This window comes from Aquimarina aquimarini (assembly GCF_900299535.1).
In the GTDB taxonomy this organism is placed as follows: domain Bacteria; phylum Bacteroidota; class Bacteroidia; order Flavobacteriales; family Flavobacteriaceae; genus Aquimarina; species Aquimarina aquimarini.
This window is the reverse complement of record NZ_OMKE01000037.1, coordinates 1-15,927: the sequence shown is the minus strand read 5'-3', so window position 1 is coordinate 15,927 and position 15,927 is coordinate 1. Positions and strand designations below refer to the sequence as shown.

General features: G+C 31.5%; 15 protein-coding genes. 7 read left to right on the top strand and 8 right to left on the bottom strand.

What is annotated here, in order from left to right:
* Window positions 1–189 precede the first annotated feature (189 nt).
* The 4 genes from rpiB to DG508_RS15490 all read left to right on the top strand — a co-directional run bounded on the left by rpiB (window position 190) and on the right by DG508_RS15490 (window position 3,010).
* Entirely contained in the window at window positions 190–624 is a 435-nt protein-coding gene (rpiB, locus tag DG508_RS15505) for a ribose 5-phosphate isomerase B (protein WP_108869025.1), read from the top strand.
* Between the two features lie 11 nt (window positions 625–635).
* Entirely contained in the window at window positions 636–1,553 is a 918-nt protein-coding gene (locus DG508_RS15500; protein WP_108869024.1) for a cation diffusion facilitator family transporter, read from the top strand.
* 11 nt (window positions 1,554–1,564) lie between these two features.
* The gene (locus DG508_RS15495) at window positions 1,565–2,002 is read left to right on the top strand and encodes a GNAT family N-acetyltransferase (RefSeq protein WP_108869046.1); all 438 of its coding nucleotides are present in this window, start codon (window positions 1,565–1,567) and stop codon (window positions 2,000–2,002) included.
* Window positions 2,003–2,083: 81 nt separating this feature from the next.
* On the top strand, window positions 2,084–3,010 hold the full coding sequence (locus DG508_RS15490; protein WP_108869023.1) for a bifunctional helix-turn-helix transcriptional regulator/GNAT family N-acetyltransferase: 927 nt from the start codon (window positions 2,084–2,086) through the stop codon (window positions 3,008–3,010).
* A gap of 103 nt (window positions 3,011–3,113) precedes the next feature.
* Here DG508_RS15490 and DG508_RS15485 read toward each other — a convergent pair whose 3' ends face one another.
* The 7 genes from DG508_RS15485 to DG508_RS15455 form a co-directional block, all read right to left on the bottom strand.
* Window positions 3,114–4,736, bottom strand: a complete 1,623-nt coding sequence (locus tag DG508_RS15485; protein ID WP_108869022.1) for a S41 family peptidase — start codon at window positions 4,734–4,736, stop codon at window positions 3,114–3,116.
* A gap of 46 nt (window positions 4,737–4,782) precedes the next feature.
* Window positions 4,783–5,160: a ribonuclease P protein component gene (gene rnpA / locus DG508_RS15480; RefSeq protein ID WP_103866672.1), complete on the bottom strand. Its 378-nt coding sequence runs from the start codon at window positions 5,158–5,160 to the stop codon at window positions 4,783–4,785.
* Window positions 5,161–5,260: 100 nt separating this feature from the next.
* Window positions 5,261–7,090 (bottom strand): M1 family metallopeptidase, encoded by a 1,830-nt coding sequence (locus DG508_RS15475; RefSeq protein WP_108869021.1) that lies wholly within the window; start codon window positions 7,088–7,090, stop codon window positions 5,261–5,263.
* A gap of 11 nt (window positions 7,091–7,101) precedes the next feature.
* The gene (locus DG508_RS15470; RefSeq protein ID WP_108869020.1) at window positions 7,102–8,808 is read right to left on the bottom strand and encodes a S8 family peptidase; all 1,707 of its coding nucleotides are present in this window, start codon (window positions 8,806–8,808) and stop codon (window positions 7,102–7,104) included.
* Window positions 8,792–9,655, bottom strand: a complete 864-nt coding sequence (locus DG508_RS15465; protein WP_108869019.1) for an MBL fold metallo-hydrolase — start codon at window positions 9,653–9,655, stop codon at window positions 8,792–8,794. The genes DG508_RS15470 and DG508_RS15465 overlap by 17 nt, the downstream gene beginning before the upstream one ends.
* 165 nt (window positions 9,656–9,820) lie before the next feature.
* Entirely contained in the window at window positions 9,821–12,088 is a 2,268-nt protein-coding gene (locus DG508_RS15460; protein WP_108869018.1) for a SulP family inorganic anion transporter, read from the bottom strand.
* Window positions 12,089–12,946, bottom strand: a complete 858-nt coding sequence (locus tag DG508_RS15455) for a universal stress protein (protein WP_234418246.1) — start codon at window positions 12,944–12,946, stop codon at window positions 12,089–12,091. It lies immediately after the preceding gene.
* A gap of 136 nt (window positions 12,947–13,082) precedes the next feature.
* Here DG508_RS15455 and DG508_RS15450 point away from each other — a divergent pair, with 136 nt between their 5' ends.
* The 3 genes from DG508_RS15450 to DG508_RS15440 all read left to right on the top strand — a co-directional run bounded on the left by DG508_RS15450 (window position 13,083) and on the right by DG508_RS15440 (window position 15,776).
* The gene (locus tag DG508_RS15450; protein ID WP_108869017.1) at window positions 13,083–14,918 is read left to right on the top strand and encodes a cation:proton antiporter; all 1,836 of its coding nucleotides are present in this window, start codon (window positions 13,083–13,085) and stop codon (window positions 14,916–14,918) included.
* Between the two features lie 141 nt (window positions 14,919–15,059).
* Window positions 15,060–15,494, top strand: coding sequence for a peptidylprolyl isomerase PrsA family protein (locus DG508_RS15445; protein WP_108869016.1), 435 nt, complete (start codon window positions 15,060–15,062; stop codon window positions 15,492–15,494).
* A 45-nt stretch (window positions 15,495–15,539) separates the two neighbouring features.
* Window positions 15,540–15,776: a hypothetical protein gene (locus DG508_RS15440; protein ID WP_108869015.1), complete on the top strand. Its 237-nt coding sequence runs from the start codon at window positions 15,540–15,542 to the stop codon at window positions 15,774–15,776.
* A 43-nt stretch (window positions 15,777–15,819) separates the two neighbouring features.
* On the opposite strand, the gene DG508_RS21335 is transcribed toward DG508_RS15440, so the two are convergent.
* Window positions 15,820–15,927, bottom strand: a 108-nt coding sequence (locus DG508_RS21335; RefSeq protein WP_464115337.1) for an endonuclease/exonuclease/phosphatase family protein, incomplete at its 5' end; no start/stop codon positions are given.

Genomic DNA, 15,927 nt, shown 5'->3' with positions numbered 1-15,927 from the left:
GTATTGAAATAATAAATCAAATCACCAAAAAAACTTTATGAATTTTAAGAACTGTTTATTCACATTCAATGTTAACATAAGACTAGGAGTTATTAACATTACCGTAATATTAGTTAAATTATTGGTGTTTTGGAGTTTACTTTTTTTAGATTGAATTATCTTTGTTGAACTAAACGAAATCAAAAAATAATGAAAATAGCTATTGGAAATGATCACGCAGGAACATCGTATAAATTTGAGGTTACTGCATATTTAGAATCCAAAGGAATTGAAGTAGTAAATTATGGTACTAATGAAAACAGTAGTGTAGATTACCCTGATTTTGTACACCCTGTAGCAAAAGATGTAGATTCTAAAAAAGTTGATTTCGGAATTTTAATTTGCGGTAGTGGAAATGGAGTTGCAATGACTGCTAATAAGTATGAAAATGTGCGTGCAGGACTTTGTTGGACTAAAGAGATTACAGAATTAACAAGACAGCACAATAATGCAAATATTATATGTATTCCTGCAAGATTTACTTCATCACCTCAAGCTATAGAAATGGTAAAAACATTTTTAGATACCGAATTTGAAGGTGGTAGACATCAAAATAGAGTAAATAAAATACCTATGTGTATCTAATGAATTGATATATGGGAAAACATTGCGCTCATAATCACGCTCACTCTCATGGTATAGTTACAGGGCGCAATTTATTATTTTCAATTTTACTAAACATTATAATTACTATTGCTCAGGTAATAGGCGGATTACTCTCTGGTAGTTTATCATTATTATCTGATGCGTTACATAATTTTAGTGATGTAGTATCCTTGATTGTAAGTTATTATGCAAATCGATTAGCCAAGAAAGAAGCTTCTATAAAGAGAACATTTGGATTTAAAAGAGCAGAAATCATGGCAGCATTTGTAAATGCTGCTTCTATGATGGTGATTGCTGTAATTCTTATTATTGAAGCTATAGAAAGATTACAAGATCCACAAGAAATAAGTGCACGTGTTGTTATCATACTTTCTGCGATAGCAATTTTAGGTAATGGATGTAGTGTATTACTCCTAAAAAGAGATAGTAAGGTAAATATGAATATGAGATCTGCATATTTACACCTTATTACAGATATGATGGCTTCTATTGCTGTTTTAATAGGAGGGATATTGATGAAATATTATCAGTTGTTTTGGGTAGATAGTGTTTTGACTTTTGCTATTGCCATTTATCTTATTATTGTTGCGTATGATCTTTTAAAGAGTTCGTTTAAGATACTTATGTTGTATACTCCAGAAACCATAGAATTAGAAAAGATAGTAAATAGAGTAAATGAGTTGCCAAAGATAAAAAGCATACATCATATACATATTTGGCAACTTAATGAAGAAGAGACACATCTGGAAGCTCATGTAGATTTTAATGATGATATTTTAATCTCAGAATTTGGTGAAACACTTAACATTATTGAGAATATACTCAAAGAAGAATTTAAAATTAATCATATTACTTTGCAACCAGAATATGGAACTAAGGATAATAAGGATATTATAGTACAAGATTAGTAAATATGAGTATTAAGTTTAGAGTAAAACGTTTTCAAGAGCTTACAACAGAAGAACTGTATAAAATTTTGCGCTTGCGCGCAGAAGTTTTTGTGGTAGAACAAGATTGTGTATATCAGGATATAGACAATAAAGATCAAAAAGCACTTCATGTGATAGGTGAAAAAAATGGTGATATTATAGCTTATACAAGAATATTTGATAAAGGACACTATTTTGATGTTCCTAGTATTGGTAGGGTGTTAGTATCTGAGAAGGAAAGAAAATATGGGTATGGTCATGATCTTATTAAAGAAAGTATTCTAGCTATAGAAGCTCATTTTGGAAATAAAAAAGTAAAAATTTCTGCGCAAACATATCTTGAAAAATTTTATAAGTCTCACGGATTCAAAAAAATAGGTAAAGAATATCTAGAAGATGGAATACCCCATATTACAATGATAATTTGAAAAAATTGTAATATTGTTTTGTAGGTATTTATTACTATTATATATTAGTTGACAATGTCAACTAATATATAATAGTATATCATGAACAAAAAGTATATCAATGAAATAAGAAAATTCAACAGGTTTTATACAAAAATAATAGGTCTTCTAGATACACATATTTTAAACAGTAAATACTCATTACCAGAGGTTAGGATTATGTTTGAAATATACCAAAACCCTGGATTTACAGCTTCTGATATTATTCAACTTTTGGATATAGATAAAGGATATTGTAGTCGGATTTTAAAGCGTTTTGAATCTCAAAAATTAATTATAAGAACTGTCTCATTAACAGATAAACGTGTTTTTACTTTAAAATTAACCAAGTTTGGTGAAAAAGAGTTTTTAAAGTTAAATCAAAGTTCAGAAGATCAACTAGAAACAGTTTATTCACATCTATCTGAAAATGAATCAAATAAACTTATTCATAATATGCAATCAATAAAAGCATTATCGCAAAATACAGGTATAACGCTAGCAGATATTAATATTCGAACCATTCTTAAACCTGGAGATTTAGGCTTTGTAATTCATAGACACGGTAGGTTATATGCAGAAGAGTTTCAATATGGTATTTCATTTGAAACTTATGTAGCAAACGGTATGTATGATTTTTATAAGTCTTACAATTCTAATAAAGAAAGAGTTTGGATTTGTGAACATAATAATCAAATTATAGGTTTTCTTTTACTTCAGGCAAGAGAAAATAATAGTGCTCAATTACGTTATTTCTATTTAGAAAAAAGATATAGAGGTATAGGTTTAGGAAAAAAATTAATGCAATTATACATGGATTTTCTTTATTCCTGTAATTATGATTCATCTTATTTATGGACAACAAAAGAGCTTGAAACTGCGTCATCATTATATCTTTATCATGGGTTTAAATTAACAAAAGAAGTTGAGTCTACATCCTTTGATAAGCCCGTGATAGAGCAGAGGTATGATTTAGATATTCAAAAATAGATTTAAAATAAGATGCCCAGAATAATTATTCTGGGCATCTTATTTTAAAAGGTTATGAACATGGCAAGCCATGAAGTAGGTATCTAATCAAAGAGTTATATGATTATTTTAAAATTTCTTCATATTTATTTTTGTTAGCTAATATTTCTTGGCTTTTAGCTACTTCTGGATTGTGTTTTACATAATAATTATACAACCCTTCTCTGTAGAAGTATCGTTTAATAATTTCATCAGTAAGTAAATTGACAATTTCTGTTTTGTAAGTATCCAACGCAGCTTGTTTAGAAGCGTTTATTGAGGCTATAAGTTTTGTATAGGCGGTTGCTATATCTTTATCAAAATTCTCCCTTTTTGCTACCTCTAATGATTTTTTGAAGGATTTTTCGGTGGCGGTTTCAAAATTAAAATCACTTTGTTTTACAAATTTTTTGAATTCTTCATAATCTGCATCAGTAAATTTAAAATCACTGGATTTTTTTAGTTGATGTGAATAGTAATATTTTGTTCCATATTCAAAAATAGCATCAGACCTTAGTAAAGCTGTGGTAATATCACTAAATTTTGAGGTTTCTAGTTCAATATCAGGCTGTATCCCTCCTCCATCATATACTGTTCTTCCGTTTTTGGTTTTATATGCTTTAAAATCCTGTTCATTAATACGCACTGCTTTGTTATTTTTATCTCTATTCCAATAATCAAGTGCTTGTATACATCTACCACTAGGAGTGTAGTATCTAGATATTGTAATTTTTAGCTGAGTACCATATGTAAGTTTTTTGGGTCTTTGTACCAACCCTTTACCAAAACTTCTCGCTCCAATAACCACACCTCTATCAAGGTCTTGTATACTACCAGATACAATTTCACTTGCAGAAGCACTTCTTCCATTTACCAATACTACTAACGGAATCTGGGTATCAATAGGTTCTCTTTTTGTAAAATATTCTTTATTATATTTTTTTACAACAGATTTTGTAGTGGTTATAAGCTCTCCTTTTGGTACAAAGATGTTGGTTACATTTATAGCTTCACTCAATAAACCACCAGGATTTCCTCTTAGGTCTAGAATTACTTTATCAGCACCTTTTGCCTTTAAATCTTTTAATGCATCTATAGTCTCACTAGAAGCTTTATTGTTAAATTTTGATAGTACAATATACCCTGTATTATCATCAAGTAGCGTATAGAATGGTACAGCATCAACATCTATTTCTTCTCTAGTAAGCACGGTACTTTTGTTTGCACCTTGTCTCTTATATGTAATATTAATTTTTGTTCCACTAGCCCCTTTAAGAAGTTCTCCAGCATCATCTTTAAAGTCTGAAACCTTTACATCTCCTATTTGAATTATCTCGTCTCCGGCTTTAAGTCCCGCTTTATCAGCAGGATATCCTTTATAAGGTTCTATGATTATAATTTTGTCTTTTATAGTCTTTACAGAAGCTCCAATACCAGTATATTCTCCTGCATTACGAATTTTGGAAGCCTCTACATCTTGTTCGTTCCAATATTTTGTATAAGGATCCAGATCGTCTAACATGGCTTTGATAGCTGTATCCATTAATTCTGCAGGATTCGTCTCATCTACATAATTCATGTTTAATTCTTTAAACATGGTGGTAAAAATTTCTATTTGTTTGGCGATTTCAAAAAAATCAGACTTAAAACTTACCGTAGACAGTAAAATAACACATGCAATTGCCGGGTAAATAATTCTTTTTTTCATCGATAATTTCTTTAATTATTGAAAATTAAATGAACGTATATAAACGTTATTTTAATTCTATTTCTTGTTCAACAAATTTTTGTAATATCTCTTTTATTTTGGGTTCAACCTGTGCATATTCCGGCATTTTTTTACCAGAATATAAAAACATAAAAGTGAATTGATGAGTAGTGTTGGGTACAAGATACTTATTTTTTCTATAACCTTCACGCATTAAACGTTTTATAAAATTGCGGTCTACAGCTTTTTTAAAATTACGTTTACTCACTGATACTGCGGCTTTAATTTTAATAGTATCCTCAAAGGTTGATTTTTTATATACCAATCGAATAGGATATTTGGAAATAGATTTTCCTTCAGAAAAAAGGAAATCTATTTCTTTTTTACTTTTTACCTTTTCTTTTTTATTAAAAGTAGCCTTCATAGGCATTAAATGTAATAATTAGATTTGTTATAAGAGCAAAAAAAACCGGTCTTAAAAAACCGGTTTTTTAATTTTACTATACAGATAAAGTTTCTTCGATTTATTCTGTAAAACCATTATTAGCAGGATTTACATCTGCCATAGTATTTGTAATATCAATTTGAATTGATTTTATTTCAGATTTTGGTCTTGAAAGATTTAATGAATAACCAGGGTTTGTCCAAGGCCAATCAGAGAGTACGGTTCTTTTCATTGATGGTATTGGATTGGCTTTTTCACCTCTCATAATTCTTAATGGAATATAAAAGGATTCTATAGTACTATCCTTATATTCAACATATAGATCTATTGGCATAGGCATAGACCCTACACGCTCTAATGTGATTTTGGTAGCGTTCTTGTCTTCTGACACTTCTTTGATAGCATAATCTATTGTATTTGTGGTCTGTGTCCAATCGACAAGATACCAGTCTAGTTGTATTCCAGATACTTTTTCTGCTACCCTTTTAAAATCATTAGGAGTAGGGTGTTTAAATTTCCATTCATCAAAGTATCGTTTAATAGTTTTAGCAAGATTATCTTCTCCTATTATGTAGCCTAATTGCGACAGAAAAACGGATCCTTTGGTATAAGCAGAGGCACCATATGCAGCATTATGTGAATATCGATCTGCCTGAGTAGTTTGTGGTTGTTCTATCCCTGAAGTAGCTAGTTGATAATACCCATCATACATTCCTCTTAATGAATTAGGGTTATTTTGTTTCATTACATGATTCATAGCCAGAGTAGAAATATAGCTAGTAAAGCCTTCATCCATCCATTCGTGTTTGGCCTCATTGGTTGCTAGAATATGTTGAAACCATGAGTGTGCCATTTCATGAGCAGTAACTCCTACCAAACTACCAAAACTTCTTTCTCCTGTAATCAAAGTACACATAGCATATTCCATACCTCCATCACCTCCTTGTAATACAGAATATTGTTTATAGGGGTATTTTCCTATTTTCTCACTAAAATAGTTCATTAATTCTACAGTCTTTGGCTGTAAATCTTTCCATCCATCAATGATTTCTTTTTTATTTTTATATAAAAAATGAAGTGTAGGCCCATTAGGTACTTGCACTACATCGTGTAGATATTCAGGATCAGCGGCCCATGCAAAGTCATGTACATTGGGTGCTTTAAAATGCCAAGAGAGCGTGTTTCCCTTTCTTTTTACTTTTGTTCCTGGTTTTTCATATCCATATCCTATTTCCTGTGGATTTTGTAGATAGCCTGTTCCTCCTAGAATATAGTCTTTATCAATAGTTATTGTAACATCAAAATTACCCCAAACCCCATGAAATTCTCTAGCGATATATGGATCAGCATGCCATCCTTCAAAATCATATTCTGCCATTTTTGGGTACCATTGCGTCATTGATAATGCAATACCTTCTTTACTATTTCGTCCAGAACGACGTATTTGTATAGGAACTTGACCATCAAACCCCATAGAAAAAGTTACTTTTTCTCCTGGAGCAATAGGTTTATCTAATGAGACCTCCAAAACAGTTCCCTCAGTTTTATACTGTATAGGTTTTCCGTTTTGTGATAGTGAATTAACTTTTAGGTATCCTATCTCTTCTGGAGTAAGTTTACTTACTCTATTTCCTACTCGAGGATCTGGATCTGGAAGATTAATAGAACGAATATCCATTTCACTTCCTGGCTGAAATGCATTAAAATATAGGTGATAAAACACCTGATATAATGTATCGGGTGAATTATTAGAATAAATTAACTCTTGTGTACCTTGATATTGAAAGTTTTCAACATTCATGCTCACATCCATTGTATAATCAACATGTTGTTGCCAATACGAAGTATTATTTTGAGCAGAAGCATAAAAGATTCCAACTATAGAAATAAAAACAATCTTTTTAAACATAATACATTTTATTATTTTGATAATTTATCTGCCATAATGAAAGCATTATAGAGATTAACCATTTTACTAGATTTTGATAATTCTGAAAAGCTTCCTACATTGGTTTTTTCTCCTCCAATCACAACAGATGATTTTGTATTTAAACCACTATCCATAAGTATTTGTTTTACCTGTGAAGCTTTTAAAGCAGGATAATATGACCTAATTAATGCAGCTACCCCTGCAACCGCTGGTGCAGCCATTGAGGTTCCTTGTAAATACTCATATGAATTATTAGGAGTAGTAGACCATATTTTTACACCAGGAGCAAAAGCATCTACATTATTTTTTCCATAATTAGAAAAATCTGCTACCAGATTAGACCCATATGCATAATTTAAAGCACCAATGGTAATAAAGTTATTTGCTATTTCTGTGTTGTTATCAATTTGATCATTTGGATATACAGATTTTTTATCAAGATCTTCTCCTTCATTACCCGCAGCATTTACAATCAATACATCTTTTGAGGCAGCATATTTTATAGCTTCTCCTACCCATTCAGGATGGGTACTATAATATTTACCAAAACTGGTATTAATTACTTTGGCACCATTATCTACAGCATATCGTATAGCCAGAGCAATGTCTTTGTCATACTCATCTCCATTAGGAACAGCTCTAATGGCCATTATTTTTACATTTTGAGCAACACCATCCATTCCCTTTCCATTATTTCTCTCAGCAGCAATAATTCCAGCAACATGAGTTCCATGTTTTATACCTTCTTTTTTAGGATCTGGTCCCATTACGTTATTATTTCCATACTTGGTATCAGTAATATCATCTACATTATCTCCTACAACAGCTCTACCATCAAATTCGAGATTCAAATTATAATTTAATTGATCTGTAAAATGATCTACTCCTTCTTTTATATTCTTAAGAAAATCTGGTATTGTATCACCTGGATCCATAAATCCAAACATCTGTGATAGAAAAGCAATATGCTGTTGCATTTCTGGAGTTTTTGCTTCTACTTTTAAAAGCTCTTCACGAGAATAATTTTCTTTTCCTAATGCATCTACAATTGCTTTATGAGAAGCTTTTGATTGCTGAAAAATTTGCTCATACTGCATTTTATTGGCAGCATTTTCTTGATATTTTTTTTCAAACTCAGCTTTTGCTTCAATATAATTTTGATATTCACTTTTATTAGCTTCTGCTATTGATGCAAGATTTTTACCATCATATTTTGGCTTTAATTTTTTAATAATTCTTACATATTCAAGGTTTTCATCTTCTGCATCTCCCAAGAAATTCCACCCATATATATCATCAACATATCCATTATTGTCATCATCTTTACCATTCCCTTTGATTTCTTTAGGATTAATCCATATCACATCATCAAGGTCTTCATGCTCTACATCTACACCACTATCAATAACACCAACGATAACTGTTTGACCTTTTTTATCCTTGATTAGCTCGTTATATGTTTTATTAACACTCATTCCTGGAATAGTATCAGAAACCAGATCAAGTAATCCCCAATTTTTTAATTGTGTATCAGTGAGATCAATATTTTTTAAAGGAATTGAATCTATATTTTCTATAGGAGTAGAAACTATAGAAGGAGCACCACAACCTACAATAAGCATAGATGAGGCAATGGCAGTAATTATTGTATTGGACTTGGGAATCATTTGATCTTTTATTTTAATTAAATATTTCATGACAAGTATAGACTTCTTTAAGACGTACTCCTTTTGGAGTATGTTGTACTGTTATTATTTCATTATGGGCATCGTGTTCCAGAAATAAATACCACCCATTTGTGGCAGCTTCATCCAGAAACAATTTTTTTTCATTTAATGTTAATAGGGGTCTAGTATCATATCCCATTACATAAGGTAGAGGAATATGACCAGCTGTTGGCAGTAAATCTGCCATAAAAACTATTGTTTTTCCATTATACTGTATGTGTGGAATCATTTGTTTTTCTGTATGTCCGTTTACAAACAATATATCAAAACCTAGTTCAGATTTTTTTTGAAATGGAGTATTTGTGGTTTTAGAAACAAAATTTAATTGCCCACTTTCTTGAATGGGCATAATATTTTCACTCAGAAAAGAAGCTTTTTCTCTTGCATTGGGAGCAACTGCCCACTGCCAGTGATCTTCATTACTCCAGATTCGTGCATTTTTGAATGCTAATTCATAGCCAGTTCTAGCACTATTCCATTGTACTACCCCACCACAATGATCAAAGTGAAGATGTGTAATAAAGACATCGGTAATATCATCTCTATGAAATCCTTTTTCTTTTAAAGAGTTGTCAATACTATCGTTACCCCAAAGAGAATAATAGCCAAAGAATTTCTCTGATTGTTTGTTTCCCATCCCAGAGTCTATAAGAATCAACCGGTCACCGTCTTCGATCAATAAACATCTAGCTGCAATGTCGATAAGATTGTTTTTATCTGCAGGATTGGTTTTGTTCCATAAAACTTTAGGAACGACTCCAAACATAGCACCTCCATCAAGTTTAAAATTTCCCGCTTTTATGGGATATAAATTCATTTGCTTATATGTGTTAGTTTTTTAATTCTAGGATAAAATTGTCAATTATTATTTGAACCGTATTCTTGTTTTAGAAAATGATCTAAAGACATTTTTTTATACTTTTTTTACGACTTTTTTATAAACAACTAAAAAATTCTTGCAAAATATAAAAAATGGCAAGGATCAGGATTTAATTTTTGGACTTTTTAACACTATTTCATCATATTGTGTGCCAGATATTACTTTTTCTAGATGAGTGCTGTAATTTATAAGGGATTTTATCTCTTTACTACTCGCTAAACGTGTTTTAGACATTATCAATAATGAATCACTTTTACATTCTATGTGATAGTAAGGATTACTTTCTAAAAAAAGCACCAATTCATCTGTAAAAAACGATTGAATTTTTTCAGGATTTTCTCCAAGAAGAAAAAATCGTTTCGAAAAATCAGGATGCCCATGTATATCAATATCTCTAAAACCCGAAAACTTATAAAGAAACTCTAATAAACCTTCTTTATCAAGAGTGAATTTTGGAATTTCTTTTTTCAGTCGTATGATTAGTATTGTCGCTCTTACTGAGGTTCTGGCAATAAACTCTCCTTCAGAAAATTCAATATCAAAAACGTTAAAAACTGATTGAGGGTCGTATATAGAGTTATTTAAGTAATTAATTTTTTTAGTTTTAAAAAACACAAAGTCACTTACCCCTATAACATCATTGGTTTTTTGTGGGTCATAACTCCATGAGAAATCATTTGCGATATCCTGTAAATCTTGTTGTCTTTTGGTAAGATTTGATGTACCATTTTTGATCTTTGCTTTTTTAGAAAAAGAAATGAGACTTCTTACTGCGAGAGGATGTTCTGATGAGGTACCATGAATATCTAGCCCAGTAATTTCAAAAGAACCTCCTTTTCTTTTAAAAGTTTCCTGATATCCCAACAAGCTGTCTTGTACCGTATAGTCTACAAAATCACAAAGAGAAAAATCTATGACTGTGTCCTGATTTTCAGGAATCGTATCTAATTTTCTTTTTAATCGTGAGTAATTCAGAAAACTAGAAAAATTCTTTACACTTACAAAGTAAGTACCATTAATACCCTCTTTAAACATAAGAACGTTGGGTTTAAACAGGTTTCTAGCAAAGAGAATAACACTTTTGTTTAATATAAAATGTATAATAATGGTTGCCAGAATACCAATAAGAATACCTGTGATCAAATTAGTTGTTATTGTGGCAATGATTGTGGCAAAAAATATAAAAACCTGTTCTTTACCAATTTTGGCAATATCTTTTAGATTTCTTGGAGCAGCTAATTTATATCCAGTATATACCAATATTGCAGCTAGTGCTGTGAGCGGAATTCTTCTGAGTTGATCTTGAAACAACACTACAAACAGTATCAAAAAAAAGGAGTGAAAAAAATTGGAAGACCTATTAGAACCACTATTGTTTACATTTACAGAGCTACGTGCAATTACAGTAACTACATTAAGGCCCCCTAAGAAACCACTCACAATGGATGCGATACCAAGTGCTGTAAGGTCTTTGTTGATATTAGACCTTCTTTTTAAAGGGTCTAATTTATCTACAGCTTTAATACTCAATAAAGATTCTATACTTGAAATTAATGTGATGGCTATTACTACACTTATAAATTTAAGATCAAGAAGTAATGAGAAATCTGGAGAAGGAAATTTTGAAAAGATGTCATTAGGAATCTGCACCAGTAGTTCTGTATCTATTGGATAAGGATCACGAGAGAACACCTCATAATAATAACTAAAACCAATCGCAATAAGCACAATCCACATAGGAGCTGGAACTAATTGAAAATATTTATTTCTGATTTTACCATAGAAAAGCATGATCAAAAAACTCAAAACACCTACAATTGCAGCAATTGCAATAGTTTTATTCTCAGGTTCAAACAAAAGCAAGACACTACTAGGTATATCTGTTAATAAAGAGATAGTATCTCCCTTAATATTTGTATTGGCAAGCATTACATGAAACTGTTTAGCAAAAATACTTATCCCTATGGCGGCGAGCATTCCTTGTATTGCCGAGGAAGGAAAAAAGTCACTGAGTATACCAAGCTTTAATTGCCCTATAATAATCATTAGTGCACCAGAACATATGATAGCTGCCAGAGTAAAGATATACCCTTGATAGAGATCACCATTGGCAAGTGTGGTTATGGCTCCAAGTAATACAACGACCAATCCGTTTCCTGGACCTGTAATAGTAACATTAGACCCACCAAAAATGCTAACGATGATACCTCCAACTACAGAAGCAATTACTCCTGATATTGGCGGAGCCTCTGATGCCAATGCAAGACCTAGCCCCAGTGGCAGAGCAATCAATGAGACTACAAAACCCGAAAAAATATTTTTGGGTAGTTGAGCTATAAACCCAGATGTAATATTGTTTGTTTTTTCCATTTATCTCATAATTAAAACATCTGTTGGTAATTCTGATAAGATATGCTCTAGATCATGAAGAAAGATGCGATCAAAAAATGTAGTTGGCTTAGGAGCATTCATAATAAGTAAGTCTGCCGCAACTATTTTTGCATAATGACCAATAGAGTACCCTCTTTTTCCAAAAATTGATTGTGAATTGATTGCAATTCCTGTTTTAAGATCATCAGGTACATCTTCAAGAATATGTTGTACTCTTAAGTCTTCTTTTTGGGCCAGTTGTTCTTTTATCATTGTATCTTTGAGCAAAGATTGATCATCTTCTACCACAACTTTAACTTCTTGTTGAGAAATTTCTTCTACAATTGTGAGTTTTTGCACTCCAAGATTTTGAGCCACCTCAAATGAATCAAGGATGGTTTGTTGTGTTTTTTCGTCTTTGAGACCGTTTACCACAATGTGATTACAAGGCCGCAAATCTTCTGATGGTTTTATGAGTAATAAAACAGAACAATGGGCATTTCTAGTAATTTTGCGTGCTATTGATCCAATATAGAATTTAAGAAAACCTTCTCTTGGGGTTGCTCCAAGCATAATAAGATCGGCATTTCTTTCTTTTGCAGTTTCTATAATTACAGAGACAGGATTACCTTGTTTCCAGATAACAACCACTTTTTCTTCATCATCAGAAAATCCAGAAATAAGTTCTTTGATACAATTTTCTTTTTCTTTTGTTTTGGTTCCAACATGAACGATGACCAGCTTAGAATCAAAAAAATCAACCATTCTCATGGCTTCAAAAATGTTGTTTTTCAGGTTAGGAGAAAAAGCAACACCAATTAGAATTGTATTAAATTTATGAATATTTACTTCGCTCAAAATTTTATTTTGTAATAAATTTAAGTGGCAGAATATATAAACTTAATCTTTAAAAATATAATACTGAACATATTTCTATTATATTTTTAGAAAATTACGATCTTTCTCACATAATAATTTAACTTAAAAATAGAGAATGTTAGAACTTGCAGGAATTATCATATTAGGCATTTTGGCGCAATGGGTAGCTTGGAAATTTAAGATACCAGCAATTTTACCATTAATTTTGATAGGACTTTTAGTAGGGCCTTTGGCTACACTATTTACGAGCGATGGAACCAAATTAATACAACCTATCTGGAATGGTAAAGAAGGGCTATTTCCAGGAGAAAGCTTGTTTTATTTTGTTTCTTTGGCAATAAGTATCATTTTGTTTGAAGGGGGACTGACCTTGCGTAGAAATGAAATCCTTAATGTAGGTCCAGTAATTATAAAATTAATTACATTGGCTGTTGTCGTAACTTTTTTTGGTGCGGGATTAGCCGCTCATTTTATTTTTGACCTGAGTTGGCCTATTTCATTTTTATTTTCATCATTGATTATTGTGACAGGACCTACAGTGATAACACCAATTTTAAGGAATATTCCTCTCAAGAAAGATGTTTCTGCAGTTTTAAAATGGGAAGGTATACTTATTGATCCTATCGGTGCTTTGGTTGCCGTTTTGGTATTTGAATTTATCAGAGTAGGAGGGAGCGAAGAATTTACTCTTACCGCCTTGATAGAGTTTGGTAAAATAGTATTGGTAGGTTTTACTTTTGGTTTTACTTTTGCCCATGCATTAGCTTTTTCACTTTCAAAAAAAATTATTCCTCATTACTTACTCAATGTCGTAACTCTTGCTTTGGTATTGGGGGTTTTTGTATTATCAGATGCATTTGCTCATGAATCAGGATTACTCTCAGTGGTTATTATGGGGATGGTATTAGGAAATATTAATCTTCCTCATATAGATGAGATTTTATATTTCAAAGAATCTCTAAGTGTCCTTTTGATATCCATATTATTTATTCTTTTGGCAGCAAATATCAATATAGAAGATCTATTATTAATATTTAATTGGCAAGCAGTTCTGTTATTTGCTATTGTTGTTTTTATAGTAAGGCCAATAGGAGTTTTTCTTAGTGCAATGAATTCTGGTCTCAAAACAAACGAGAAATTATTCATCAGTTGGGTAGGACCCAGAGGTATTGTCGCTGCTGGGATTGCGTCATTGTTTGGATTAAAATTACATAAAGAAGGAGTTCCAGGAGCAGAATATATAACTCCCCTAGTGTTTATGATTGTATTAGGTACAGTTTTGCTTAATGCTACTACGGCAAGGATTTTTGCTAAATTGGTTGGGGTTTTCCTAAAAAAATCAGACGGAATTTTAATTATCGGAGCTTCCAAAATTTCTAGACTAATTGCTGCATATATAAAGAATAATAATCGCCATGTGATATTGGTAGATAGTAATAGAAATAACATCAATAAAGCAAAAGCACTAGGATTAGATGCTATCGAAGGAAATATTTATAATGACCAACTCAAAGATAATATAGAACTAAATGATGTAGGTTATATAATGGCACTTACAGGAAATAGCGATATAAATAAATATGCGATAGATAAGTTTAAAACTCAATTTGGAGAACATGGATCTTATAGACTAATCACTCCCGAAGAAATGGAAGACCCTCAAAACAACCCTCAAGAAGGGTTATTCTCTCATACAGATGATTATTATAAGCTGATTGAATTGGCAGAAAAATTTCCAGGAATTCAAGAAATAAAAATCAAGGATAATAAACAGTATAAAACACTGATTAATCTTACCAAAGAAGATAAAAATATTATTCCCTTATTTATAAAAGATACCAATAAAAATATTAAAATCATATCATCATATAGTGAAGAAATAGAGCAGGTAGAAGAAGAAAGCTTTTTGGCCTATATAGGTAAACCTATTGACATAGAAGATATCAAGTAAGGCAATACAACACTCATAAAAACAAGTGTTTTTATAACATCTATTAGATCATAAATTTGTCTGCTATCATAGAGATATTACCCCATCCAGTTTAATTTTCTTATTTTTGAGATCACTTAACCTATAAAATAGAGAATCAGAATGAAAAAACTTATGTATGTTGTTGCTTGTATCCTTGCCCTAGGATTTGTAGCATGCGGTAGTGATGATGATAAAAGTATTGATTGTGCTGAAGCAAACGTAACCCTTACTGATGCAGCAATTGCATTGAGTGAAAATATTGGTTCTACAGATGTTTGTAATGATTATAAAGCTGCAATAGAAAATGTTTTGAATAATGGGTGTGCTGCAGATGAAGAATCAACAAAACTTTTTGAAGAACAATTAGAGATATTAGGAGACTGTAAATTTGGAGGTAGAACCTGTTTGGTTTGTACAAATGAAGAAATTGATCTTATCATTTGTAGAGGAGAAAACGGAAATGCTTTTATACAAGAAAAAATTGAAGGACAAATCACCCTTAGGGACACAGGGGTTACTTTTGATCGATATGTAGAACTCTCTGCTTGTGATTAGGTAATCGGTTGTGGTAAAACAATTTTTAAGATAAAAACAAGAATCATGAAAAAAATAAAATATATACTAGTTTCATTTTTAGTGATGGGATTTTTGGCATGTGGTAGTGATGATGATAGTAATTCAAACTGTAGAACATGTTCTAATGGTCCAGTAAGTATTGATGTTTGTGATAATGGGGATGGAACTTTTAGTGTAGAAGGAGGAGCCGCACAGGATATTCCTGATGGAGCTACTTTTGAAGATCAGTTTAATGCAGCTTGTGCCCAGATAGGAGGGTGAATAATTATAAAAAAGAATAATAAGAAAAGGTAGCTAGAAATAGCTACCTTTTTTCTTTGATAAGATAGATATATACAGCAAAATGATCGCTGTATCCATATGAATAGCTACCATTGGTATAACTTCTATACGGATATCCTTTGTATCTACC

What these genes read in the sequence shown, in the direction of transcription:
- DG508_RS15440 (WP_108869015.1), top strand. Translation starts at nt 15,540, where the DNA reads ATGAAAAAAATAAAATATATACTAGTTTCATTTTTAGTGATGGGATTT.
- rnpA (WP_103866672.1), bottom strand. Translation starts at nt 5,160, where the DNA reads ATGAAGGCTACTTTTAATAAAAAAGAAAAGGTAAAAAGTAAAAAAGAA.
- rpiB (WP_108869025.1), top strand. Translation starts at nt 190, where the DNA reads ATGAAAATAGCTATTGGAAATGATCACGCAGGAACATCGTATAAATTT.
- DG508_RS15465 (WP_108869019.1), bottom strand. Translation starts at nt 9,655, where the DNA reads ATGAATTTATATCCCATAAAAGCGGGAAATTTTAAACTTGATGGAGGT.
- DG508_RS15475 (WP_108869021.1), bottom strand. Translation starts at nt 7,090, where the DNA reads ATGTTTAAAAAGATTGTTTTTATTTCTATAGTTGGAATCTTTTATGCT.
- DG508_RS15490 (WP_108869023.1), top strand. Translation starts at nt 2,084, where the DNA reads ATGAACAAAAAGTATATCAATGAAATAAGAAAATTCAACAGGTTTTAT.
- DG508_RS15500 (WP_108869024.1), top strand. Translation starts at nt 636, where the DNA reads ATGGGAAAACATTGCGCTCATAATCACGCTCACTCTCATGGTATAGTT.
- DG508_RS15470 (WP_108869020.1), bottom strand. Translation starts at nt 8,808, where the DNA reads ATGAAATATTTAATTAAAATAAAAGATCAAATGATTCCCAAGTCCAAT.
- DG508_RS15450 (WP_108869017.1), top strand. Translation starts at nt 13,083, where the DNA reads ATGTTAGAACTTGCAGGAATTATCATATTAGGCATTTTGGCGCAATGG.
- DG508_RS15445 (WP_108869016.1), top strand. Translation starts at nt 15,060, where the DNA reads ATGAAAAAACTTATGTATGTTGTTGCTTGTATCCTTGCCCTAGGATTT.
- DG508_RS15460 (WP_108869018.1), bottom strand. Translation starts at nt 12,088, where the DNA reads ATGGAAAAAACAAACAATATTACATCTGGGTTTATAGCTCAACTACCC.
- DG508_RS15485 (WP_108869022.1), bottom strand. Translation starts at nt 4,736, where the DNA reads ATGAAAAAAAGAATTATTTACCCGGCAATTGCATGTGTTATTTTACTG.